The following is a 24,462-nucleotide window of genomic DNA, read 5'->3' as shown; positions in this document are numbered from 1 at the left end:
ATAAAGCAACAACAACCGCAGATGCTTATTTTAGTCCTTTAGGAAATTATGCTGCATTAGAAAATGAATTAGAGGTAGTTTTATTAGATTTATTTTAGTTGCCAATTGAAATGGGAACAGTTTGCAAAACTGCGCGAACGAATGTCTGTAAATAATAGCGATTGGAAATCTTCAACTTGATTGATCCAAATGAGTTAAACCAGTACCTAAAAGTATTGACCGTGTTTTCAAACTGTATTAAAGCCTATTTAAAGGCCTTTTGCCACTTGAAATTATTCACGAATCATTGTCAGCCTCTTTTTAAAGAGACTTTTTTTTGTACGACAAATCAACTATATTTACAAACTCACAACGCAGTTTGAGAAACTTAGAAGGTTTTTAGACGAACTGACGTTACAGGCAAGTTGAACCAAAAAACCGCATAGAAAACACAAATATTTAAAATGAAAAAAATCATTGCTACTTTACTAATATTAAGTTTTAATTTAACTTTTTCTCAAGATTACTTCGAAGGTAAAAACTTGTATTGTAAATCTGAAAATCCCGAAGCAATGAAGCTTTTTAATTTAGGCATTGAAACTTTATATTTAAATAAATCATTAGACCCGAAATATCTCAAAATAACTTCAAATATTTTCTTTAAAGCATACAAAACTGATAAGACATTTTGTGATGCGATTTTTTTTACAGGATACACTTTGAGATTATTAAATGACGAAAAGGCAATAGCTTGCTATATAATGGCAGACAGTTTATCAAATAAAACATTAGAGTTTAAAATTAATTTAGCTTCCGAAGGATTAAGATTAGGTCGAGATAAATCATTAAAAATTGCTCGAAAAAAGTATAATGAAATAATTACTTTATTTCCTGAAAATCCAGAAGGTTATTATGGTTTTGCATTAACTTCTCCCGTTTTCGGAGATGTAGATAAAGGTTTAGAAAATATAAATATCGCAATTGAAAAATATAATTTATTAACTCCTAAATTAAAAGATGAAGTAATATTTTTAAAAGCCATTTTATTATCTCAAAACAAAAAATATGATGAAGGTTTAGAATATTTAGAAAAATGTTATTCAACTTATAAAAAAGATGAAAACTTTAAAATTCATTATTCCTTATGTTTACTCAAAGTTTCTGAAACTAAAAATGACGAAAAAATGAAACAAAAAGCTTTTAAATTTTATCAACAAATAGAAAATAAAGAGCAAATTCCAGAAGACATAAAAATCTTATTGAAGTTTTAAAAAAACTGAAAGCTAAAACTGAAAATCAGAACCCGATCGCGCTGATATACCACATTCGTTAGCGCAGTTTTGCAAACTGTGCCCGCAAAGTTGAGCAAACAATAAAAATAACACAAAAAATGTCTAAAAAGGATAAAGCAACAACAACCGCAGATGCTTATTTTAGTCCTTTAGGAAATTATGCTGCATTAGAAAATGAATTAGAGGTAGTTTTATTAGATTTATTTTAGTTGCCAATTGAAATGGGCACAGTTTGCAAAACTGCGCTAACGAATGTCTGTAAATAATAGCGATTGGAAATCTTCAACTTGATTGATCCAAATGAGTTAAACCAGTACCTAAAAGTATTGACCGTGTTTTTAAACTGTATTAAAGCATTATTAAAGGCATTTTGCCACTTGAAATTATTCACGAATTATTGTCAGCCTCTTTCTAAAGAGACTTTCTTTTGTACGACAAATCAACTATATTTACAAACTCACAACGCAGTTTGAGAAACTTTGAAGGTTTTTAGACGAACTGTCGTTGGCAGCAAGCGCAAAACCAAACTGGCGAAAACAATAACCTAACCGACAAATGAAAAACTATTTATTAATATTAATCTTGTTACTAACTGGAAATCTGATTGCCCAGAATGTCAAGAAAGAAGATTTAAGATTAGTAACAGAAAAATCAATTTATTTCAAGAATAATGCAGCCAAAATAAAAGTCAGGTTGTGGAATAAATCAAAAGACACTTTGAATTATTTATGCATGAGCTGTTCTTGGCAAGAATTCTATAAGATGAGTAATAAAAATATAACAATTAGAATAAATGAATGTGATAAAAATATTCCTCAAATTTTAATATTGAAGCCTGGAGAAAGTCGGACAGTTGAAATTTATGTATTAAGATCGAATGGAACAAAAGATGATTTCAAATTAGGAATGTCAATAATTCAAACAAAAGAATTGAAAATACCGAGCGCAGATTATATTTTAACAGAAGCAAAAGTTATTTGGTCAAGTAGCATTTATCCCAAAAATTAAAGCGCCAGCAGGTAACACGATGTTTTGCGAGATTTGGGTATTTGGCTTAATTTAAAGTTGGTTTTGTACTTGGAAAACTTGTGTTTAACCGAAAAATCTCGCATCTTTATTCCCCAACCACGTCAAGCGCCAAGACATTATCGGTAATGCGCCGAAAATACCGAAAACATTGACAGTTATAATATGAAACAACTTATTCTAATAGCTTTAATTTTATTTGAATTTAATGGTTTTGCACAGACAAAAACAGAAAATTACAATTTCAGTCATAAAATTATAGAGGTTACTGGTGACTTAAACAAAGACAATTTATTAGACAAAGTAATTGTAACACAAGACACTGTAAATGAAAATGCTCCGTATAGAATTCAAGTATTTTTTAAACAACAAAATGGAAAATCAAAACTAATAGTAACTTCTATTAAAATTATCGAACCTCAATATCCAGATGGAAGAAATGGTTACAAAACAGGAAACGGATTTTCAGATGTAACAATAAAGAAAGGAATTTTGAGTGTAAATTTTGAATTACTACGTGGTCATTTTGAACATAAATTTCGATTTCAAAATGGAAATTTTGAATTAATTGGTTATACAGAAGGTCAATCGAACGGAAGAGGTGAAATGTATTATGTCGATTTCAACTTATCAACAGGAATTAAAATTGTTAAAGTAGAAAATTATGAAATAGATACTATAGTTAGCAATAAAAAAACAAAATTAATTATTCGTCCATTACCTAAATTACAAGATATTCAACCATTTGAAAATGACGATTACTTGCGATGATAAAGCACTACTCCACTGGTGCTCGTTTGCAACGAGTACCTAACTACTTTTAAGCACTTAATAAAGCGTTTGCAACGCGACTAATTATCCAAAATTGATTCCTATTTATTTTAAAAATTAAATACTATCCGATTGCGCAGATTTGCAATTCGTGCCCACAACAATAAGCACGCAATCAAAATAAAATACTAAATGTGATTGCTTCGTTCCTCGCAATGACTTAACAACCCTGACTTCGTGAATATGCAATCCGTGCCCATTCCAAATGGGTTTCCCAGTATTTTAACGGTACCGTTTTCAATTAAAAAAGTGTTTGCATCAAAGACGATTTCTTAGAGCTAAACACTTTTGTTTCTATAAAATAATTAGGTAATTCTACTTATTTTTTAGATTTATCGATGGTATCGGTTTTAATTTCAAATTGTCGGTTTTGATACTCTTGGCACATTGGCACCATTTTTTCAGGACAAACGGTACGGAAATTATGTTCTTGTTGCGGAATAATTTCTACCATTTTATCAATCATTTCTTGGGGATCAAACTGGTTTTCGGCCATTTTGGTCGCTGCTTTCTCAATTTCTTTTTTTGAGGTAAAATGTTCGTCTTCATCAAACCATTGTTTGTAAGAATCGTACATTCGGTCGTTAAAACCCGTATCAAATGGACCTGGATTGATCGTGGCCACTGTAATTCCAAGCGGTTGTAACTCGTCTCTTAAACATTGAGCAATCGCTTCAAGAGCGTGTTTCGAAGCATTGTACGGCCCTAAAAATCCACTTGTGGTAAAACCTGCTATTGATGATACAAATATGACTTTACCTTTCCCTTTTTGCACCATTTTTTTGATAAAAGGCTGCGAAAATTCGAGCGTTGAAAATACATTGGTTTCCATAACCTCTCGCAAGTAATCTACAGGAATTTCTGCTAGGGGTCCAGTGTATCCCATTCCAGCATTATTTACTAAAATGTCAACGTCGTATTTCAAGGCATTTTCGCAGTCGATCGCATCGCAGATATCTAGTTTAATTAATTCGATATTTTGTTTGTAATCGGCCTCTTTAAGTTCTTGGATAAACCGCGACATTTGCTCGAAGGTATGAACCGCTGCAATGACTTTATGTCCTACTTTTGCCAGACCAATCGCTGTCCCTTTTCCCAGTCCTGAGCCTGCACCCGTAATTAAAATGGTTTGCTTTTTCATCTTTTTAAAATTTTAAATTTCAAATTGAAGATACCATTTTTTAAGTTTTATGTTCCTTATTTTAAGACGGTTTTAACTTTTTTTTTATATTTTTTGATTTTTAAAATTGCCATTTCTAGGCTCGATTAGTTTACAAGAAGCAAATATAAGTGTTACTATTTCCATGTGATTGTTTGAATATTGATCTAGTCGGAAATTAATAATTCCTTTTTCAGAATAAGCTTTCGCTTGTTTCAAATATTCTAAAGTGTGATAATAATCTAAAGGCATTCTTTTTCACATTGGAAGAGTCAATACCTGTAGTTGATAAATCAATTTTGTCTGTAGAATTCAGTTCAGAACTTAAAATCAAGAAAGTTTTAGCGGTTTACTAATTTCTTAGTAATAAAGCTTCTAAACTTTGCTCATCGCTTTGCAAAACAGTTCCCGACTGGATTTTTCCAAATTATTTTAAGCTTTTTACTGCTTCAAGTTATCTATCATCATTTAGAGCATTTTATAAAATCCATTTTTACTATAAAACAAATCAACTATATTTAATAAGTAGTTAGTATGTTTTGAAAACTTTTGAAGTTTAGACGAACTGACGTTAGTAGCAAGAAACTTACACCAAAACGACAAATATTAAAAAGAGAAATAATTATGAGTACTAAGTTAATTTTCTGGACAGGAAACCATCCGCAATGACCATGTAACTATCAAACAAGTTGCTACCGGTAAAACAGAAAGCATGAAATACAAAAAAGCAGAAAGTCTATTATCCTCTGGAGAATGGGTGATTGTGAATGAATACTATTTCAGATTTAATCTGATAATTTAGACCCTCAATTACGAAAGTAGTTGGGGATTTTTTTTATATTTGAAAAGACCTTAAAACCAAACCAAATGTTTTGGACAACTTTTAATACAATTCATAGCGACTTGCTTGCCATCAAAGAACTTATTTATGATGCCAATGACTATCGCTATACTTTTCCAATAAAAGAAGCAGAAAGTTCTGAATATGGAGCATGCACTTTTGAACTTAATGGTTTGTCTATTAAATTTCGTACCGCTAAGATTACACCAACTAAAATTGGCCAATTCGTTACTTTATGGAAGAGAATCGAAAAAGGTCCTATTCAACCATTTGACATCACGGACTCTATTGATCGATTTGTTATCAGCACCCGAAAAGACAACCGTTTTGGACAATTTATATTCCCAAAATCGGTACTTTGTGAGCAGGGAGTGATTTCAACGAACAACAAAGAAGGGAAAAGAGCGATACGAGTGTATCCGCCTTGGGATAAAACTACGAACAAACAGGCGCAAAAAACCCAAAAATGGCAATTGGATTTTTTCTTAGAGATTCCCAGTGATAAACCAATAGACATGGAACGTGCAAAAATACTTTACGGCTTAAAAAGCTGATTTGATTCCATAATATTTAGCCTCTGATTTTTCACCAACCTAAATTCGATTGTTATTTAAAAATCAATTTGCTCTAATTAACACGTTTGTCCTTTATTCTGGTTATCCTGCAAGGTTTTTTTTAACCTTGTAGGTTTGAAAAATTAAAAACAGACCTAAAAGGTTAAAAAAAACCTTGCAGGAATAGCAAAAAACAAGTTAAAAACACTGTAATTCAATAGTTTACGAATCTAATTAAGATTACCTACAGTATGAAAATCTTCACAGATAATAGAAATTAAAATTAATAATTATCTTAAAAACCTATCGTGATTCGTTTTTTTCCAAAAAATACCGTTCTTCTATTCGTTTAATATCTTTTATGGAATTTTTGGCCCAAGCCAATCTTTTTTCTAAAATTTCTTCCTCAGATAAATGCCAATCGATGTTGGAATTCCGCAATCGGCTGGTTAGGTTTTGAATGATGATGGCCGCTGAAACCGAGATATTCAGACTCTCTGTAAAACCGACCATCGGAATTTTCAAGAAACCATCAGCACGTTGCAAAATTTCTTCAGATAATCCGTCTCTTTCTGTTCCAAAAAATAAAGCACTTGGTTTTGTAATATCAAAATCATCCATCAAACAATCATTCTCGTGAGGTGTAGTGGCAATGATTTGGTACCCTTTATTTTTTAAAGTATCCACACAGTTCGTAATACTGTCGAAGGTATTGATGTCGACCCATTTTTGAGCGCCCATCGCAATTTCCTTGTCGATACTTTTGCCATACCGCTGCTCGATCACATTCAATTCCTGAATTCCAAAGATCTCACAACTGCGCATCACCGCACTAGTATTGTGCATTTGAAAAATATCTTCAACGGCAATGGTAAAATGATTGGTTCTATTTTCCAATACTTTTAGAAATTTTTCTTTTCGGTTATCAGTCAGGATATTTTCAAGAAAATTAAGATAATCAATATCAATCATTGGAATATATTTTTTTGGCAAAAATACTAAAAAAGAGTAGCTTTATTTTCTACTAAATTCTAAAAATATAGGTTCAGATAATTATTCTATTAAGCAGAAAAATTTAAACACAAATTTCACTAATTCACACTAATTAATTCGTGGAAATTAGTGAAATTTGTGTTTGAAAATAAAACCAATGAAAAAGAAACTAGTCGTTTTAACAGGAGCAGGAATCAGTGCCGAAAGTGGTATCAAAACCTTTCGCGACAGCGATGGACTTTGGGAAGGTCATAACGTCATGGATGTCGCCACACCTGAAGGTTGGTATAAAAATCCCGCGTTGGTTCTTGATTTTTATAACAAAAGAAGACAACAACTTAAGGAAGTAGAACCTAATTTAGGGCACCAAATCCTGGCCGAATTAGAGAAGGAATTCGACGTTTATGTAATCACCCAAAATGTAGATGATTTGCATGAACGTGCAGGCAGTACTAATGTATTGCATCTTCATGGCGAGTTATTGAAAGTCAGAAGTTCAATAAACTCAGATTATATTTTGGATTGGTCAGATGATTTGAATTTTGGTGATTTAGATGAAAACAATAATCAATTGCGTCCGCATATTGTTTGGTTTGGCGAGGATGTTCCAGCGCTAGATGAAGCGATCACCATCACTCAAAGCGCAGATTATTTTGCAGTCATTGGAACATCTTTGCAAGTGTATCCTGCGGCTGGACTCATTGATTTTACACCTCGTGAAACGCCCATTTTTTATATTGATCCAAAACCCATAAAGATTCCAAACCTTCGAAATCCATTGGAAGTCATTCCAGAAGTAGCCTCAAAAGGAGTTGAAATCATGAGAAATAAATTGCAAAATCAATTGCAATGACAAAAACAATTGCAAAATCAATGGCAAATCAATAGCGATGAAAAAAATAGTTTTAATAAAGAATTCCTTCAAAAAATCTAAACTTATAACTCATAACTTATAACTTATAACTATTTTTGTGCTTCTCGAACAAACAACACTAAAATGACTACTTTAAACGAATTGAATGCTATATCACCAATCGACGGAAGATATAGAAACAAGACTATTTCGCTGGCTCCATTTTTCTCTGAAGAAGCCTTAATCAAATACCGCGTATTAGTTGAAATTGAATATTTTATTGCTTTGTGCGAAGTGCCTTTGCCACAACTTAAAAACGTAAACCCAGATTTATTCGAAAGCTTGCGCAACATTTATAAAAACTTCTCTACTGAAGATGCGCTTTGGATCAAAGAAACGGAGAAAGTGACCAACCACGATGTAAAAGCGGTGGAATACTTCATCAAAGATGCTTTTGAAAAACTAGGTTTATCTGAATATAAAGAGTTTATCCACTTTGGATTGACTTCTCAAGATATTAATAACACAGCGATTCCGCTTTCTACAAAAGACGCTTTCGAGAAAGTATATATGCCTTCATTGATTACTTTGACTTCAAAATTGAAAGATTTAAGTGTTGAATGGGCGGCCATCCCAATGCTGGCTCGTACGCATGGTCAACCGGCTTCTCCTACTCGTTTGGGTAAAGAAATTGGTGTTTTTGTAGAACGTTTAGAAGAGCAAATGCGTTTGTTATTCAACATTCCATTTGCAGCCAAATTTGGCGGAGCAACAGGAAATTACAATGCACATCACGTGGCATATCCGCAAATCGACTGGAGAAAATTTGGAGGGAAATTTGTGGAGGAAAATCTAGGTTTACATCACTCTTTCCCTACTACACAAATTGAACATTACGATCATTTCGCAGCATTTTTTGATGCTTTGAAACGAATTAATACCATCATCATCGATTTAGACCGAGATATTTGGACGTATGTTTCGATGGAATATTTCAAACAAAAAATTAAAGCGGGAGAAATAGGATCTTCAGCGATGCCGCATAAAGTGAACCCGATTGATTTTGAAAATTCAGAAGGAAATTTAGGAATTGCCAATGCGATTTTCGAACATTTATCAGCCAAATTACCGTTGTCAAGATTGCAACGCGATTTGACGGACAGTACGGTTTTGAGAAACATTGGTGTACCAATTGGACACACTTTAATAGCTTTTGAAGCTACTTTGAAAGGATTGAACAAATTGTTATTGAACGAACCTAAATTTCACGAAGATTTAGAGAAAAACTGGGCTGTAGTTGCCGAGGCGATTCAAACGATTTTACGTCGTGAAGGATATCCTAATCCTTACGAAGCGTTGAAGGGATTGACCAGAACCAATGAAGCGATTGATAAAAAAGCAATTCATGGTTTTATCGCTACCTTAGAGGTTTCGGATGAAATTAAAGCAGAATTAATGCAAATCACTCCAAGTAATTTCTTGGGTATTTAATTATATGATATATGAAAACAGGGCTTACTTTTTTGTTGTTATTTTATTTTATTTTTTCATTTTCTCAAAAAAAAATCATTGAAAATTTTGAAATTGAGATTGATAAGGCAAAGGAGCCATCTAGTTTTTCAAATGCTCTTTTGAGAAGTGTGAAATTTGATGAAGCGAAATTAAAATTCATCATGGTCAAATGTAAAATTAAATCACTCGACAAAGATTTCGCTGAAATTAGTGCGTTTTCATTATTAGATACCGTAAACAAAGTTAGATATAGAGTTGGTGATTATTTAGGATATGCTTCTATTGTTGGGTTCCCTGAAGTAAATCCTTATAGGAAAAGTGAATCTAATGATAAAAAATACACTTACAATTCACCAAAATATGATTCAAACGAAATTGATCAATTTGACAAATTTAATTTTGAAGGCTATAAAAATTTCGAAATCCCTATAGAATTTGGTTCAGATAAAAAACCTGATCAAAGTGTAATATATTTTGGAAAAACTGCTTACAAGAATTTTAAAGCTGAAATGTTTTTTATTACTTTGAGAGAAATGAAAGAAGCCGTTTTTGAACTATATTACAAGAATAATAAGATTAGTTCTTTTCAAATAGAATAATTTGATAAATTTATTATTTGAATTTATCTAACTTAAAAGGGCGGAAAAATAGATAAAAAACACAATCTTAAAGTACAAAGTAATCTTGAAAAAAAATTTACCTCTAATCATTTTACTTTGTACTTTTTTTTTATTTTCCTTTCAAAGTAAAAAAATTGTCAAATCAAGCAAAGCGGATGATCCTAATGTCACTGCTGGTGTTGCCTTAACATTTGATGATACTTTTGTGAATGAATGGTATGATACTGACAAACAACTTCGAAAATATTCTTGGAAAGCAACTTTTTGTGTTTCTGAAATAAATACACTAAATAGTTCTGAAATAACTAAATTGCTGGCTTTACAAAAAGAAGGAAATGAAATTGCCGGACATGGTTTCAATCACTATGATGCAAAAAAGTTTGTTGCGCAATATGGAATTGATGCCTACCTCAATCAGGAAATCGATCCAATGCTGGCTTTGATGAATTTTTATTCTTTAAATGTTACCTCATTTGCCTATCCTTTCGGTTTTAGAAATGCAATACTTGACGCTGCACTTTTAAAAAAATTTAAAATAATCAGGGCAACAACTTATGGTGCAGAAGCTCCTTATGAGCAAAATTGCTACTATAATAACACCCGAGTTTTATATGGCATTGGCATGGATACCACGCATCCCTCTTTTAGCACAGCCTATCTTAAAAAACTTTTAAATTACACTCGAGAACATCATAAAATTCTAATTTTATTTGGTCATAAAACGGTAAATAAAAAAGCACCGGCAAATTATGAAACTGAAATGAATACATTAAAGTTGATTTGTAACTTTGTGAAACAAAATAACATGAAGTTTTATACTTTATCAGAATTGAGCAAATCAAAATCTTCTCCTTTTCTAAAATAAGGTTGGAATTGAAATTATTTATTGAACGAAATTCCATTTCGATGTTATAGCCCCGACAATAGTGGAAAGCCTCAAGGGAAAAAAGTTGTTTTTTGTTGTACTGACAGATCGATCAAAGGAAACTCCTACCAATGAAATGGAAAAAAAGATTTTTGACCGAGTCCCGAACCGTTGGGTTGAAACGAATGGCGGGAATAGCTCCTAAATAAAAGCAAAAACTATGGATACGACAGCAATAGTTACAGAAACGACCCATCACTTACAGCCATTGATAAGCGATTTAGGATTAATACTTATGACCGCCGGAGTTGCAGTATTGCTGTTTAAAAAAATCAAACAACCGCTGGTTTTGGGGTATTTAATTGCGGGCTTTTTGGCTGGAAATCATTTTGATTTTTTCCCATCGGTGACTGATATTAAAAGTGTTGAAGTTTGGGCAGAAATTGGCGTAATATTTTTGTTGTTCAGTCTTGGTCTAGAATTCAGTTTTAAAAAACTGATGAAAGTGGGTGGAACGGCTTCCATTACTGCAGTTACACAAATTTTTTCGATGACCGTCATAGGTTATTTGGTTGGGCAATGGATGGATTGGACCAAGATGGATAGTGTTTTTTTAGGCGTGATTCTTTCGATTTCATCGACCACTATTATTCTGAAAACATTTGAAGAATTAGGCGTAAAAGCTCAAAATTTTGCCGGAATCGTTATTGGTTCTCTCATTGTTCAGGATATTGTTGCTATTTTAATGATGGTTTTGCTATCAACTATTGCTGTCAGCAACCAATTTTCGGGAGGTGAATTGATGCAATCAGTCTTAAAACTGGTGTTTTTCTTAACTATTTGGTTTGTTGGAGGCATCTTTTTTATTCCCACTTTGCTCAAAAAAGCAAAACATTTATTATCAGATGAAATGCTGCTTATTATTTCGCTGGCGCTTTGCTTGATGATGGTGATTCTTGCCGCAGATGTGGGGTTTTCTCCAGCCCTAGGTGCGTTTATAATGGGTTCAATAATTGCTGAGACTACACAAGCGGAACACATTGAACATTTAGTAAAACCAGTAAAAGATCTATTTGGGGCCGTTTTCTTTGTGTCTGTCGGAATGCTAATTGATCCTCAAACCTTGTATGAGCATACGATTCCCGTCGTTATTCTATCCCTTATTACTATTTTTGGGCAATCTATAAGTTCGACGGCAGGCGCGTTACTTTCAGGAAAACCGTTGAAAGAATCTGTTCAAACGGGAATGAGTTTATCTCAAATTGGGGAATTCTCCTTTATCATTGCCTCACTTGGAATGACGCTTCATGTTACGAGTTCGTTCTTGTATCCTATTGTCGTTGCGGTTTCGGCGGTGACTACATTCACTACTCCGTTCATGATAAAATTATCGACTCCATTTTCGGAATTCCTGGCGAATAATTTACCGAGAAAATGGACCAAAAACATTGAGCGTTACAGTGCAAATACTCAGGCTATAAAATCAGTAACCAACTGGCAAATTGTATTGCATGCTTACCTGCTGCAAGTTGTCTTGGTGTCGGTAATAATTATTGCTGTAATTTTACTTTCGTCTAAATTTATTTTGCCATTGGTCCAAGAATATGAATATGGAAATACACTAGGGGCATTTATTACATTGGTATTTCTTTCGCCTTTTTTATGGGCACTTTCCTTGCGTCGTGTGGCTATAAATGAGGTCGAAAAATTAATGTCAGAGCGCAAATACCGTGGTCCTATGGCTATGATGTTTTTATTTAGATTGTTATTGACGACTTTTTTCATAGGTTTTTTATTGAATATATTTTTCTCCCCAAAAATTGCATTAATTGCATTGATAGGAGCTACGGTTATCTATTTTATTTTCAGTAAAAAATTAAATGCGCAATATCATAAAATTGAGCATCATTTTTTATCCAACTTAAACGCTAGAGAATTAGCAACACCAAAGCGAAGTCAAAGTGATTTATCTCCTTGGGACGGGCATATGGCATATTTTGATATTTCAGCAAGCTCGACTATTGCAGGGACGACATTACAAAAATTACAACTTCGAGAACTAATGGGAATTAATATCGCCTCTATAAAAAGAGGTGAGGTTATGATTAACATTCCTAAGAAAAATCACCGTTTATTTCCAGGAGATGAAATATGTGTGATTGGCACGGACACTCAGGTAAAAGAATTCAAAAACTATCTAGACCAGCATGAGACTGAAGTTCCGGATGTAACTACTGAACCAGAAATTGTGTTGCGCCAAATAGAATTGAAAAACGAATCCTACATTGGCAAAAGCATTAAAGATTCGAAATTGAGGGAAAAAACAAGTGGTTTGGTTGTAGGTATCGAAAAAAAGGGAAAACGAATCTTAAATCCCGAATCGGACATATTATTAGAGAAAGATGATATTCTTTGGATTGTTGGAAACAAAAAACTATTGGCAGAGTTAGTCCATAATTAATATATTGAGTCTAAAGTCGAATGTCATAAAGTTTAAAAGTCCTTTAAAACTTTATTTAGATTTATGTAATGCACTTGTTTCTGTATAAAAAAAGGTGCACTTTTATGTACACCTTATGACTTTTGACTTTATGACTTTTGACCAATTATCTTGAATAATTCGGAGCTTCTTTCGTAATCGTTACATTATGAGGATGACTTTCGTTGATCCCACTTGCCGTGATACGAACAAAACGACCTGTTTCCTGTAAAGTTGGAATATCTTTTGATCCGCAATATCCCATTCCGGCACGAAGACCGCCAATGAATTGTTGCATACTTTCGTTTAATTCTCCTTTGTAAGGTACACGACCTACAATTCCTTCCGGAACCAGTTTCTTTACATCATCTTCCACATCTTGGAAATAACGGTCTTTTGACCCTTCCTGCATGGCTTCAACAGAACCCATCCCGCGGTAAGATTTAAATTTTCTTCCTTCGAAAATAATGGTTTCTCCTGGAGATTCCATTGTTCCAGCTAGTAAGGAACCTAACATTACACAGTCAGCACCGGCAGCAATAGCTTTTGGAATATCACCAGTGTAACGTATTCCACCATCTGCAATTACCGGAACACCCGATCCTTTAATCGCTGCGGCTACTTCAAGTACAGCAGAAAACTGAGGAAAACCAACACCTGCAACAATACGAGTAGTACAGATTGAACCTGGACCAATTCCGACTTTCACACCATCAGCGCCATTTTCAACAAGATATATGGCTGCCTCAGCAGTGGCAATATTACCTACAATAACGTCTAACTCAGGAAATTTAGCTTTCACTAATTTTAGTACATCTACCACTCCTTTCGTATGTCCGTGAGCAGTATCGATTATTACGGCATCAACTCCAGCATTGACCAACGCAGTAGCTCTTTCGACAGCATCAGCGGTAACGCCTAATGCAGCAGCAACACGCAAACGTCCAAATTTGTCTTTGTTGGCATTTGGTTTTTGAGTCAATTTAGTAATATCTCTAAACGTAATTAAACCTACTAATTTATAATCCGCATTAACAACGGGAAGTTTTTCGATTTTATATCCTTGCAAGACTACCTCTGCTTGTTCCAATGAAGTTCCTTCAGCAACAGTTACCAAGTTTTCACTGGTCATTACCTCAACAATAGGTCTTGTATTGTTTTTTTCGAAACGTAAATCACGATTTGTCACAATACCTTTTAGTATTTTATTGTCATCCACAATTGGGATTCCACCAATACCATATTCTTTCATTGCGTTTTTAGCATCGGCAACGGTAGAAGTCAACGGCAAAGTAACCGGATCGATAATCATACCTGATTCGGCACGTTTTACTTTTCGAACTTTAGCAGCTTGTTGCTCGATAGTCATATTTTTGTGCAAAACACCAATACCACCTTCTTGCGCCATAGCAATTGCCATAGAACTTTCGGTGACAGTATCCATAGCAGCAGACACTATTGGAACGTTAAGCGTTATATTTCTTGAAAATTTTGATTGAATACTCACTTCGCGTGGAAGAACATTTGAGTAATTAGGAACTAATAGTACATCATCGTAAGTTAATCCTTCACCGATAATCTTAGAGTTGTGTGCGATCATTGCAATTTGTAGTTGTAGTTAAATTGCGTGCAAATATAGACAATCTTAAGCAAAAAAACCACAATTTTTAACAATAAATTGATTAAATTGCATTACAAAGGTATTCCGCCCAATTATAGCCTTTGTTGTTTCCAAGCTATAAATTTTGATTAATTTCATTTCAATGGTAGAATCAGAAGCACCTATTACAGGACTTTCAAACGATCAGGTAATAGAATCAAGGACTCTTAATGGTTCCAATTCTTTAGACCATCAGGATAAAAATAATTTTCTGACTTCCTTAATCGAGATGGTTAAGGAGCCGATGTTTTTATTACTGGTAACTGCAACAGGTATTTATTTCATTACTGGTGATTATGGAAATGGAATTTTTATGGCGCTAGCCATCCTTTTGGTTTCTGCAATTTCGCTTTATCAGGAATCTAAAAGTCGAAATGCCATTGAATCCCTAAAAAAATTATCTCAACCCAAAAGCAAAGTCATTCGCAATAGTGAGATTATAGAAATAGCAAGCGAGGAAATTGTTTTGGGTGATTTCATTCAGATTGAAGAAGGGACCTTTGTTCCGGCTGACGGAACAATTATTCAATCTAATGATTTTTCTGCAAACGAATCAATACTTACCGGAGAATCACTTGCGGTTTTCAAAAATGAAAAATCCGAAAATAATGAGGTATATCGGGGAACAATTGTTGCCAGCGGATTGGCAATTTGTGAGGTGACAGCCATTGGAAGCAAAACAAAATTGGGAAAAATAGGTAAAAGTCTGGAAACGATTGTTGAAGAAAAAACACCGTTACAAATACAGATTGGAAATTTTGTAAAGAAAATGTCTCTTGTGGGCCTCGTGATTTTTGGAATTGTTTGGGGTATTAATTATTATAATTCTAAAAACCTTTTAGATAGTTTGTTAAAAGCATTGACGCTCGCAATGAGTATTATTCCTGAAGAAATTCCCGTTGCTTTCACCACTTTTATGGCTTTAGGTGCGTGGCGATTAATGAAGATGGGAATTATTGTAAAGCAAACCAAAACTGTAGAAACTTTAGGCAGTGCCACCGTAATTTGTAGCGATAAAACGGGAACTATTACCGAAAACAAAATGAGTTTAGCACAATGGTATACTTTTCCTGATGACACCTTAAATAACAATGGCAATGACAAAGGCAACAGTAATAACAATCATACACTTAATCCAATAGAACAAGAGCTTCTAAGTCTCGCCATGTGGGCAAGTGAACCCATTCCGTTTGACGGCATGGAGATTGCGCTGCACGAAACGTACGGAAATTTAAAAATTAATGATGAACGGACTAATTTCAAATTAGTACATGAGTATCCACTGGATGGAAAACCACCTATGATGACACATGTTTTTGAAAATCAAGATGGAACGCGAATCATTGCAGCCAAAGGCGCTCCCGAAGCTTTAATTGCAAGTTCTAATTTATCGGAGAAGGAAACGACACAAATTTTAAAAGCTGTAGAAACGATGGCTAATAAGGGTTTTCGAGTTTTGGGTGTTGGCGTGACCGAATTTCAAGGAAATGATTACCCGAAAAAACAACAAGATTTCCCTTTTCATTTTAAGGGATTAATTGCTTTTTATGACCCACCAAAAGAGAATATTAAAACCGTTTTTGAAACATTTTATAATGCCGGTATTCTGGTAAAAATTGTAACAGGGGACAATTCAGTAACAACATCAACCATTGCAAAACAAGTGGGTTTCAGAAACCCTGAAAAAGTTCTAAATGGCGATGAATTGATGGCAATGGACGAAGCTACTTTAAAAGAAAAAGTAATGGAAACAACTATTTTTACCCGCATGTTTCCCGAGGCCAAACTTAAAATCATAAAAGCATTAAAAGACAATAACCAAATTGTAGCCATGACCGGTGATGGTGTTAATGATGGTCCCGCTTTAAAATCAGCACATATAGGAATTGCTATGGGTAAAAAAGGGACCGAAATTGCCAAAGAAGCAGCAAATTTAATCCTGATTGATGACGATTTCTCTAAAATGACCGACGCCATCGCTATGGGAAGAAAAATTTATATCAATCTAAAAAAAGCCATTCAATATATCATTTCCATACATATTCCCATTATCTTGATTGTCTTTATTCCATTGGCACTAGGCTGGGTTTATCCTAATATTTTCTCGCCGGTTCATATTATTTTTCTCGAAATAATTATGGGTCCGACTTGTTCCATTATTTACGAAAATGAGCCTATGGAGCGAAATCTGATGTTGCTAGAACCAAGACCTTTTACAACTACTTTTTTTAACTTGAAAGAAATTACAATTAGCATCATTCAGGGACTTATAATTACTTTTGGACTATTATTTGTGTATCAATATTGCGTAGTGACTAATTGTATCGAAAGCGTTACCAGAACTACTGTTTTTCTCACGCTGATATCATCTAATGTCTTTCTGACACTCGTAAATCGTTCTTTTTATTATTCTATATTTACGACCATACGTTACAAAAACAATCTGGTTTTAATGATTATTTCGTTAACCATTATCATCACGGGGTTATTATTGTTTGTTCCAATATTCGCTCATTTCTTTCAATTTGAAACGGTTTCAGCCAGCCAAATAGGTTTGAGTATTTTAGTCGGGTTTGTCTCCGTACTTTGGATTGAAATTTACAAATTATTTAAGCGTAGAAAACAGAACGAAAAGCCCGAGATAAGATAAAGGCAAGAAGATTTATTTTACTGACTAGCGTCTAAAAAGTCTATCACTCTTTATCTTTAAAAATGATATTGAGTCCAAATTGAAACGAAAGACTATTGGCTTTGGAAACATCCTTATATTCTAAAAGATTATCAGCCAGAACATAAAAATTCACAGGTCCGAATTGACTTGACAACCCCAATCCGATATTTTTATAGGAGTAAGAATCGATCGTGTAAGTTGCTTTCATTTGCAAAGAATTGAAAATTTTTCTTCTATAATACGTTGTAAAAGCCATTAATGGTGTCCGTGGAGTTGACATTAGAAACAACTGCGCACCAACGGCACTTTTATAAACAGTTTCAGGATTATAATTCAAACAGTCACAATCATCAGGGCGTTCTTCATCAAACGAATATTGAATAGATGAATTAAATTTTGCTGGACGCCAAGTGGTATATTTAGTGTACAAAGTATCTAAAGGAATAGCTGCTTTAAATTCTTGATAAACATTTCCTGCTGAATTTCCGCCCAAAAATTTTGGGTTAATACCCTCCGCATTATAATATCCTTTATAAACAAAACTTTCTACGTCCTTCGTGTGCTTTATAAAACCAATATCCGCAACACTTGCCGTAAACTGAACATTTTTCTTAGGATAATAGGTAAGTCCAGCATCAAAACCTAAGCCGAGATCACCACCAAAAAAAGTCCTATGAGCAATATCACTTGCAATATTTCCTGAATAATCACTTTTAGTATATTGCGAAATTCCAGAAGTATTGAGTTGCAAATTCGAAGAAATAACTTGTTCATAAATCCCCTTATCAGATGGAATTGTATAAATATATCCTGAATTATTAGTCGAATTCAGATTTGCAGCACTTGAATATATTTTTCCTCGAAAACCAAGGATCAAATGGTCATTTACGTTTTTATGATATCCTATATGAAGAACCGATAGCATTTCTGCCTTTACATTCAAATCCCCCAAATCAAATACTTTTCCTAAATAATCTTTATTTCCGTCCAAAGCGAGTATGGCTAAATCTTTAGGCATATAGCTCAAGAAATCAAATTCCTGATACATTCCAAAAGAAATGTAAGAATCGTATTGATCTTCGTCCCTTTTGATCCTGAAACCGCCGTTAAACAGTTCTACTTGTTCGTTTATTGCTGCTTTATCTTTTCTTGTGGTAGAAAACACGACATCACGCAATTTTTCATTAAAATCCACTCCGTTATTAGCAAATAAATCATAGGCAGAAAAACCACTTGAACCTACATTTGCCGAAATTCCAGATAATAATGGAATTCCAAAGTAGAATTTATATTTAACATCAGATCCGGGGTTAGTCAACAAAGACTGAGGAACTGCCGTAAAATTATATAAAAGTTGTTTGTTTTGGGAAATACTGTTAACCGAAACCAATAGAATAAAAAGCAATATTATTTTTCTCATTGTATAACTAAATAAGCGGTAACACTTGAACGTAATTTAATACTTCCCGAACTGTTTTCAGTTAATATTGGGCCTGGTAGCATTCTCAGAACGAAAGACATTTTAGTGGTACTTTTTAATAAATTAAGTTTTGTGTTTTGAAAAATTTCGGTTTTTGTTACAACATTAGTTCCCCCAGTATAAGCAGGAATAAAAAAGTTCATAGAATAAAGAGGTTGATTGTTTTTATCAATTAAAACGATATCCAAAACATAAGCTCTATTTATGGTGTTATTAATTTCAAAAAAGAAATCGGCTCGATTTAAATTATCTCTGAAAAAAGCATCGTTAAAGACATCAATTGTTGGAGAGTCCACTGATATAATTTGTTCTATTCCATTGGTTACAAATTGATTTGCCGGAACATCAAAACTAGCCAGATTCGTAACAAAAATAGGTTCTAACTTTACTGTATTAACTTGATTAAAATCTAAGTCGCTTGAACAGGAAAAGAAGAATATAGAGAGAAGAAATATTCCTAAAATTCTATTGAAAGGCACTGGTTTCATTGTTAAATTTATTAAAATCAATCTGTAAATAATTGTATTACCAACGCACCAATTACCTACTTATTATTTTAAATACCAAATGTTAATAAAGGCTTAAAGCTATTCATTGACTAGTGAAATTCACCAAACAATTTAGAAGCCTCATTATAAGCACTTTCAAAACTCATCGGACTTAAATTTGTATTTTCTTTTTTGGAAGTAAAGTAGGACAATAATTTCTCTGTAGGCATATTACCCGTCAAATCATCAGTGGCCATTGGACAACCACCAAAACCCTGAATCGCACCATCATATCTGCGGCAACCTGCGTTGTAAGCGGCGTCAATTTTCTCAAACCATTTATCTGGTGTCGTATGAAGATGGGCTCCAAACTCAATTTTAGGATATTTTGGAATTAAATTCGAAAATAAATACCCAATTACATCAGGTGTCGAACTTCCCACAGTATCAGAAAGTGAAAGGATTTTCACGCCCATATCAGATAATTTTTGGGTCCACTCCCCTACTATTTCCGTGCTCCATGGATCACCATAAGGATTTCCAAAACCCATAGAAAGATAGGCCACCACTTCTTTATTACTTTTATAGGCAATTTCCAGAATTTCCTGCAAAGTGATTAATGATTCAGCAATAGTTTTATGGGTATTTCGCATCTGAAAATTTTCGGAAATCGAAAACGGGAAACCTAAATATTGTATTTCAGCGTGTTCTGATGCCAAAATTGCCCCTTGCGTATTTGCAATTATTGCCAATAATTTACTTCGGGTTTTTGACAAATCTAGTTGTGCCAACAATTCCGCCGTATCCTGCATTTGCGGAATAGCTTTTGGCGAAACAAAACTACCAAAATCAATGGTATCAAAACCGACACGCAATAAGGACTGGATATAGGCTACTTTTCTAGCAGTAGGAATAAATGGTTTTATGCCTTGCATGGCATCACGTGGACATTCTATAATTTTTATTGGCTCCATAGAAAGCCAAAGATAAGAAAAGTTGCAAAGTTGCAAAGTTTCTGACTTACAAAGTTTTTATGAATTCAAAAAAAGAATGTACACTCAAAATATTAGATGGTTTTAGGATAAATTTCAACCTTATTTAGTTTTGGTTTTCCCAAATTTCCCCAAATTTTAGAATAATCCAAATTACTTAATTCTTTCTAAAATTTCCTTGTTTATGGCTTTCACCAATGCAGGACCTTCATATATAAATCCAGTATACAGTTGCACTAAACATGCTCCTGCTTCCAGCTTTTCAATTGCGTCAGCGGCAGAATGGATTCCACCTACTCCAATAATAGGAAAGGCTTTTTTACTGTTTTGAGATAAAAATCGGATTACTTCAGTGGAACGTTGCGATAATGGTTTTCCTGACAGACCGCCCATTTCCGTTTTGTTTTCGGATTGTAATCCTTCGCGGGAAATCGTTGTATTTGTAGCAATAACTCCAGCAATTTTAGTTTCTTTAATGATATCAATAATATCTAGTAATTGCTCATCAGTCAAATCAGGAGCAATTTTCAAAAGAATCGGCTTTTGTTTTGGCTTAGCCAAATTCTTATTTTGCAATGTTTGCAACAATTGAGTCAATGGTTCTTTATCTTGCAAGGCACGAAGATTTGGCGTGTTTGGCGAACTTACGTTGACTACAAAATAATCAACATAATCAAACAAAGCTTCAAAACAAATTTCATAATCTGAAGTGGCATCTTCATTTGGTGTCAATTTATTTTTACCAATATTCCCTCCAATCAATACGCCTGTATTTTTTTTCAATCGTTCAACTGCTTCAAGAACACCACCATTATTAAAACCCATTCGGTTTATGATTGCGCTATCTTCTTTAAGGCGAAACAACCGTTTTTTTGGATTTCCTTCTTGCCCTTTTGGCGTAAGAGTTCCTATTTCGATAAATCCAAAACCAAAATTTGACAATTCTTTATACAACTTGGCGTCTTTATCAAAACCAGCTGCCAATCCAACCGGGTTTTTAAATTTTAATCCAAAAACTTCGGTTTCTAACCGTGGATCATTGATGTCATAGAGCGATTTAAAAAGGGACGAAAATCCCGGAATTTTAGATAAAAATCTAATAAGTGAAAAAGTGAAATAATGAACTTTTTCCGGATCAAACCAAAAAAGTATGGGACGAATTATTAATTTATACATGATTGTTGTGTTGCTGCTGCAAAAATAGAACTATCTACTCGATAATTAAATATTTGCAAATTAATTTAATAAATGAATTCTATTTTTCATAGAATTAATCTGAATAATTAATTATAAATCACTAATTTTAAGCATCTTATGTTATTTTAAATTGAATCAACCTTAAATATTTAATTATTAAACTTTAAAAAAATGAGAAAAAATTTAAATTTCCAGAAATTCTTGTCTGTTTGCATCGCTATTGTCAGCTGTATGTTTATTTCAACAAGTTGTAATTCTCAAAAAAAAGAGAATAAAGAAACTTTCAATATGGCAGTTGCCAAAAAAGCTGTTGAGAAACAAAACACAATTTTTACTGAGGCAATGAACAAAAGCGACTCGATAGCTGCAGCCAATTGCTACGCTACAGATGCAAAATTTATGCAGCCTAATGCAAAAGCTGCTGTTGGCAAAAATAATATTCTTCACGTAATGTCGGCTTTTATGAAAATGGGAATGCCAAAACTCAGTTTGAAAACCATAGATGTTTGGGGAAATAGTGATTTGCTCTTATCCGAAGATGAATGGACATTTACCGATAAAGACGGAAAAGAATTAGACCGAGGAAAGTCGTTAGTCGCTTGGAAAATGGAAGATGGAAAATGGAAAATGTTCCGTGACTGCTATAATTCTGATATGCCAATGCCACAAGCTAAATAAATTTATCCGTTTTCAGCAATGAATAATAAAATTATCAAAACTTTAAATTATATACCATGTTGGCTAACTAATCTGAAGTTTCTACTACGGCATTAAAATAAAAAAACCGAACCCATAAAATAACTGAGTTCGGTTTTTTTAATTTCAACTTTTAAAATAAAATGCAGCTTCAAATTTTAAATCTTTCTACTTTTTGTTCATTTTTTCTTTTTCCATTTCCATTTTAGATTTGGTTTTCATCATCATCATTCCATTCATATCCATCATTTGACCGTTTTCAATCATCATAGATTTTCCGTTTTTCATTTTCACCATTCCGCTAGGAGAAACTACTGAACCATTACTTAATTTCATATCTTTTTGCATCATCATCATTTTCCCATTTTTCATCATCATCATCTTCCCATTTTTCATGTGCACATAATCATTCATTTTGTCCATCATCATTCCATTCATAGCGATCATGTCCCCGTTTTTCATCATCATGGATTTTCCATTTTTCATTTTCACCATTCCGCTAGGGTAAACCATTGTGCCGTTACTCATTGTCATTTCTCTATTCATCATCATCATTTTACCGTCCTTTACCATCATCATTTTACCGTCACTCATCATTACATGGTCCTTAATTTGCACAATTTTTGAATCATCCACCTTATTTTTATCAATTTTGCTCTCATGAGCCATCACTCCCATGGAGAAAAAAGCAACCACCAATAACACAAATAAATTTTTCATAACTTTTTGATTTTAAATTATTTAATTTTTTTTTTGACATATTAAAATTACAAAAAAAGTATATCAATTTACTGAAAAATAAAATTATAAAAATAATTTTAAAAACTGATGTTTAACAGCGTAGCCAATCATAGTCAAAAGTGCACAATTAACAATATTCTATTATTGTTATACATTATCAATTTTGTGCTTTAATCTAACTTTAACTAGAAAAAATATAATTACGGTTATAATTATCATAAAAACTACAAAGATGGAGTGTCTGAATATTTCAAGTTCATTTAAAAAATATTCCAAACAATGATGAAATAATAAGCTAGCTGCGATGTAATTAGACATCCATGCATCTCTTTCTCCTTTGGTTAAATCCCCGAGTAATTTTTTACCTGTTTCGGTATATTTGGCATTTACAAATTCGACAGTTCGAACTTTTGTTTCGCTCGCAGTTAATAGTGGAGTTTCCATCGATTTTTCTTTTTTACAAACTACCTATATAGTAAAGCACAAAGCAAATAAAAGTATCTTTTTCATAATTTAAAAATTGAAGTTAATAATCTAAAAATTAAAAAAAGATCTGGGAAATTTAGGATTAAATTTAGCAATAAAAATTGACATATCACTTGCATTTTTTAAATTTATATTTTTTAAATATCTGAATATCAATTTTTTATAAAAAAATTAATGACTCTAAAAATAAAAAATGTCGATTTTAAAAAAGATCAAACAAAAAAAATTATAAATACTAATGAAGATGGCATTTAATTCTGACAAAACGGTATGATTTTAGTGTCGAATACCTTAAATTAGCATTGGAAAATTAATACAATTACCAATTTTATAAACAACTACTTAATATCATGAAAATTAAAATTACGATTAGCTTACTCTTCTTCTTTAGCGTTCAACTTTTTTTTGCACAAGCTGTCAAAAATGACTCTCTTCATTTCGCTGCGAATACCACGGTAATAACCACGATTACAACAACAAAAGACACTCTTAAAGTTACAGGAACTGGAATACTATTAAACAAAGACAACATCGCATTAAAAGAAGATGAAAGAGCTTTGAATGACAGATTAAGAGCTGAAAAAAAAGCACTAAAAGATGCTAAAAGAAGTGAGAACGAAAAAAAGGATTTTGAAAAAAAGCAAAGACGTTTTGAAAGACAACAAGACAAAATTGCCTCAAACGAAAGTTCTGTTGCTAAATTAAAAAGTAAACTTGCAAAAGAAAAAGAAAATTTTTCGAAACTTTCGGGAAGATTAGAATCAAAGAAAGCAAGAGGAAAACTTTCATCTACCAAAATTGAAAAAGAAAACATCAAAATAAGCAAAAGCCAGATAAAAATTAACAAATTAGAAGATGATTTGGAAAAAGCTGGAAATAAGCTCACTAAAAGCAGAAAATAGCAAATACCACCTTCGGGTGGTTTTTTTTTTGTGTAAAGAGAAACATCCCGAAGATAAATTATTTCTAATAGTAACTCTTTGCACTGATTTCAAAATTAGAGAAAAAGACAAAATTTAGTTCGAGAGCCACCAGAAAATGCTCCTA

General features: G+C 33.2%; 22 protein-coding genes. 12 read left to right on the top strand and 10 right to left on the bottom strand.

The window, feature by feature from the left end:
- Positions 1-443 precede the first annotated feature (443 nt).
- The 3 genes from IWX84_RS11515 (at position 444) to IWX84_RS11505 (ending at position 3,068) form a co-directional block, all read left to right on the top strand.
- A complete protein-coding gene (locus IWX84_RS11515; protein ID WP_196850901.1) occupies positions 444-1,250 on the top strand; it encodes a hypothetical protein in 807 nt (268 codons plus the stop codon).
- Between the two features lie 576 nt (positions 1,251-1,826).
- Complete coding sequence (locus tag IWX84_RS11510; protein ID WP_196850900.1) at positions 1,827-2,279, top strand: hypothetical protein; 453 nt, start codon at positions 1,827-1,829, stop codon at positions 2,277-2,279.
- A gap of 183 nt (positions 2,280-2,462) precedes the next feature.
- A complete protein-coding gene (locus IWX84_RS11505) occupies positions 2,463-3,068 on the top strand; it encodes a hypothetical protein (protein ID WP_196850899.1) in 606 nt (201 codons plus the stop codon).
- 379 nt (positions 3,069-3,447) lie between these two features.
- On the opposite strand, the gene IWX84_RS11500 is transcribed toward IWX84_RS11505, so the two are convergent.
- Together IWX84_RS11500 and IWX84_RS11495 are read right to left on the bottom strand one after the other, a co-directional pair.
- Positions 3,448-4,269 carry an SDR family oxidoreductase gene (locus tag IWX84_RS11500; RefSeq protein ID WP_196850898.1) on the bottom strand — a complete coding sequence of 274 codons (822 nt, stop codon included), beginning with the start codon at positions 4,267-4,269 and terminating at the stop codon, positions 3,448-3,450.
- An 84-nt stretch (positions 4,270-4,353) separates the two neighbouring features.
- On the bottom strand, positions 4,354-4,539 hold the full coding sequence (locus tag IWX84_RS11495; protein WP_196850897.1) for a hypothetical protein: 186 nt from the start codon (positions 4,537-4,539) through the stop codon (positions 4,354-4,356).
- A gap of 615 nt (positions 4,540-5,154) precedes the next feature.
- Here IWX84_RS11495 and IWX84_RS11490 point away from each other — a divergent pair.
- Positions 5,155-5,682: a MepB family protein gene (locus tag IWX84_RS11490; RefSeq protein WP_196850896.1), complete on the top strand. Its 528-nt coding sequence runs from the start codon at positions 5,155-5,157 to the stop codon at positions 5,680-5,682.
- A gap of 303 nt (positions 5,683-5,985) precedes the next feature.
- On the opposite strand, the gene IWX84_RS11485 is transcribed toward IWX84_RS11490, so the two are convergent.
- Positions 5,986-6,654, bottom strand: coding sequence for a TrmH family RNA methyltransferase (locus IWX84_RS11485; protein ID WP_196850895.1), 669 nt, complete (start codon positions 6,652-6,654; stop codon positions 5,986-5,988).
- Between the two features lie 178 nt (positions 6,655-6,832).
- Between IWX84_RS11485 and IWX84_RS11480 the strand changes: the two genes are divergently transcribed.
- The 5 genes from IWX84_RS11480 to IWX84_RS11460 all read left to right on the top strand — a co-directional run bounded on the left by IWX84_RS11480 (position 6,833) and on the right by IWX84_RS11460 (position 12,986).
- A complete protein-coding gene (locus IWX84_RS11480; protein ID WP_196850894.1) occupies positions 6,833-7,528 on the top strand; it encodes an SIR2 family NAD-dependent protein deacylase in 696 nt (231 codons plus the stop codon).
- 144 nt (positions 7,529-7,672) lie between these two features.
- Positions 7,673-9,019 carry an adenylosuccinate lyase gene (purB, locus tag IWX84_RS11475; protein ID WP_196850893.1) on the top strand — a complete coding sequence of 449 codons (1,347 nt, stop codon included), beginning with the start codon at positions 7,673-7,675 and terminating at the stop codon, positions 9,017-9,019.
- Between the two features lie 11 nt (positions 9,020-9,030).
- Positions 9,031-9,639 (top strand): hypothetical protein, encoded by a 609-nt coding sequence (locus tag IWX84_RS11470; RefSeq protein WP_196850892.1) that lies wholly within the window; start codon positions 9,031-9,033, stop codon positions 9,637-9,639.
- Between the two features lie 85 nt (positions 9,640-9,724).
- Complete coding sequence (locus tag IWX84_RS11465; protein ID WP_231385476.1) at positions 9,725-10,525, top strand: polysaccharide deacetylase family protein; 801 nt, start codon at positions 9,725-9,727, stop codon at positions 10,523-10,525.
- Between the two features lie 220 nt (positions 10,526-10,745).
- Positions 10,746-12,986, top strand: a complete 2,241-nt coding sequence (locus tag IWX84_RS11460; RefSeq protein WP_196850891.1) for a cation:proton antiporter — start codon at positions 10,746-10,748, stop codon at positions 12,984-12,986.
- Between the two features lie 145 nt (positions 12,987-13,131).
- Here IWX84_RS11460 and guaB read toward each other — a convergent pair whose 3' ends face one another.
- Positions 13,132-14,604, bottom strand: coding sequence for an IMP dehydrogenase (gene guaB / locus IWX84_RS11455; RefSeq protein WP_196850890.1), 1,473 nt, complete (start codon positions 14,602-14,604; stop codon positions 13,132-13,134).
- A 163-nt stretch (positions 14,605-14,767) separates the two neighbouring features.
- Here guaB and IWX84_RS11450 point away from each other — a divergent pair, with 163 nt between their 5' ends.
- Positions 14,768-17,314, top strand: a complete 2,547-nt coding sequence (locus IWX84_RS11450; RefSeq protein WP_196850889.1) for a cation-translocating P-type ATPase — start codon at positions 14,768-14,770, stop codon at positions 17,312-17,314.
- Positions 17,315-17,357: 43 nt separating this feature from the next.
- On the opposite strand, the gene IWX84_RS11445 is transcribed toward IWX84_RS11450, so the two are convergent.
- The 4 genes from IWX84_RS11445 to IWX84_RS11430 form a co-directional block, all read right to left on the bottom strand.
- Positions 17,358-18,755, bottom strand: coding sequence for a DUF5723 family protein (locus tag IWX84_RS11445; protein ID WP_196850888.1), 1,398 nt, complete (start codon positions 18,753-18,755; stop codon positions 17,358-17,360).
- A complete protein-coding gene (locus IWX84_RS11440) occupies positions 18,752-19,303 on the bottom strand; it encodes a hypothetical protein (RefSeq protein ID WP_196850887.1) in 552 nt (183 codons plus the stop codon). The genes IWX84_RS11445 and IWX84_RS11440 overlap by 4 nt, the downstream gene beginning before the upstream one ends.
- Before the next feature lie 110 nt (positions 19,304-19,413).
- Positions 19,414-20,277, bottom strand: a complete 864-nt coding sequence (locus IWX84_RS11435) for a hydroxymethylglutaryl-CoA lyase (RefSeq protein WP_196850886.1) — start codon at positions 20,275-20,277, stop codon at positions 19,414-19,416.
- Positions 20,278-20,448: 171 nt separating this feature from the next.
- Complete coding sequence (locus tag IWX84_RS11430; RefSeq protein ID WP_196850885.1) at positions 20,449-21,471, bottom strand: quinone-dependent dihydroorotate dehydrogenase; 1,023 nt, start codon at positions 21,469-21,471, stop codon at positions 20,449-20,451.
- 192 nt (positions 21,472-21,663) lie between these two features.
- Here IWX84_RS11430 and IWX84_RS11425 point away from each other — a divergent pair, with 192 nt between their 5' ends.
- Complete coding sequence (locus IWX84_RS11425; protein ID WP_196850884.1) at positions 21,664-22,170, top strand: YybH family protein; 507 nt, start codon at positions 21,664-21,666, stop codon at positions 22,168-22,170.
- A gap of 186 nt (positions 22,171-22,356) precedes the next feature.
- Here the strand turns inward: IWX84_RS11425 and IWX84_RS11420 are convergent, their stop codons facing one another.
- The gene (locus IWX84_RS11420; protein ID WP_196850883.1) at positions 22,357-22,908 is read right to left on the bottom strand and encodes a DUF6799 domain-containing protein; all 552 of its coding nucleotides are present in this window, start codon (positions 22,906-22,908) and stop codon (positions 22,357-22,359) included.
- 168 nt (positions 22,909-23,076) lie between these two features.
- On the bottom strand, positions 23,077-23,373 hold the full coding sequence (locus IWX84_RS11415) for a hypothetical protein (protein WP_196850882.1): 297 nt from the start codon (positions 23,371-23,373) through the stop codon (positions 23,077-23,079).
- 392 nt (positions 23,374-23,765) lie between these two features.
- Here IWX84_RS11415 and IWX84_RS11410 point away from each other — a divergent pair, with 392 nt between their 5' ends.
- Positions 23,766-24,317 (top strand): hypothetical protein, encoded by a 552-nt coding sequence (locus tag IWX84_RS11410; RefSeq protein ID WP_196850881.1) that lies wholly within the window; start codon positions 23,766-23,768, stop codon positions 24,315-24,317.
- Positions 24,318-24,462: the final 145 nt, after the last annotated feature.

It is taken from the genome of Flavobacterium sp. CG_9.10 (genome assembly GCF_015752245.1).
In the GTDB taxonomy this organism is placed as follows: domain Bacteria; phylum Bacteroidota; class Bacteroidia; order Flavobacteriales; family Flavobacteriaceae; genus Flavobacterium.
This window is presented reverse-complemented; position numbering and strand designations above follow the sequence as displayed.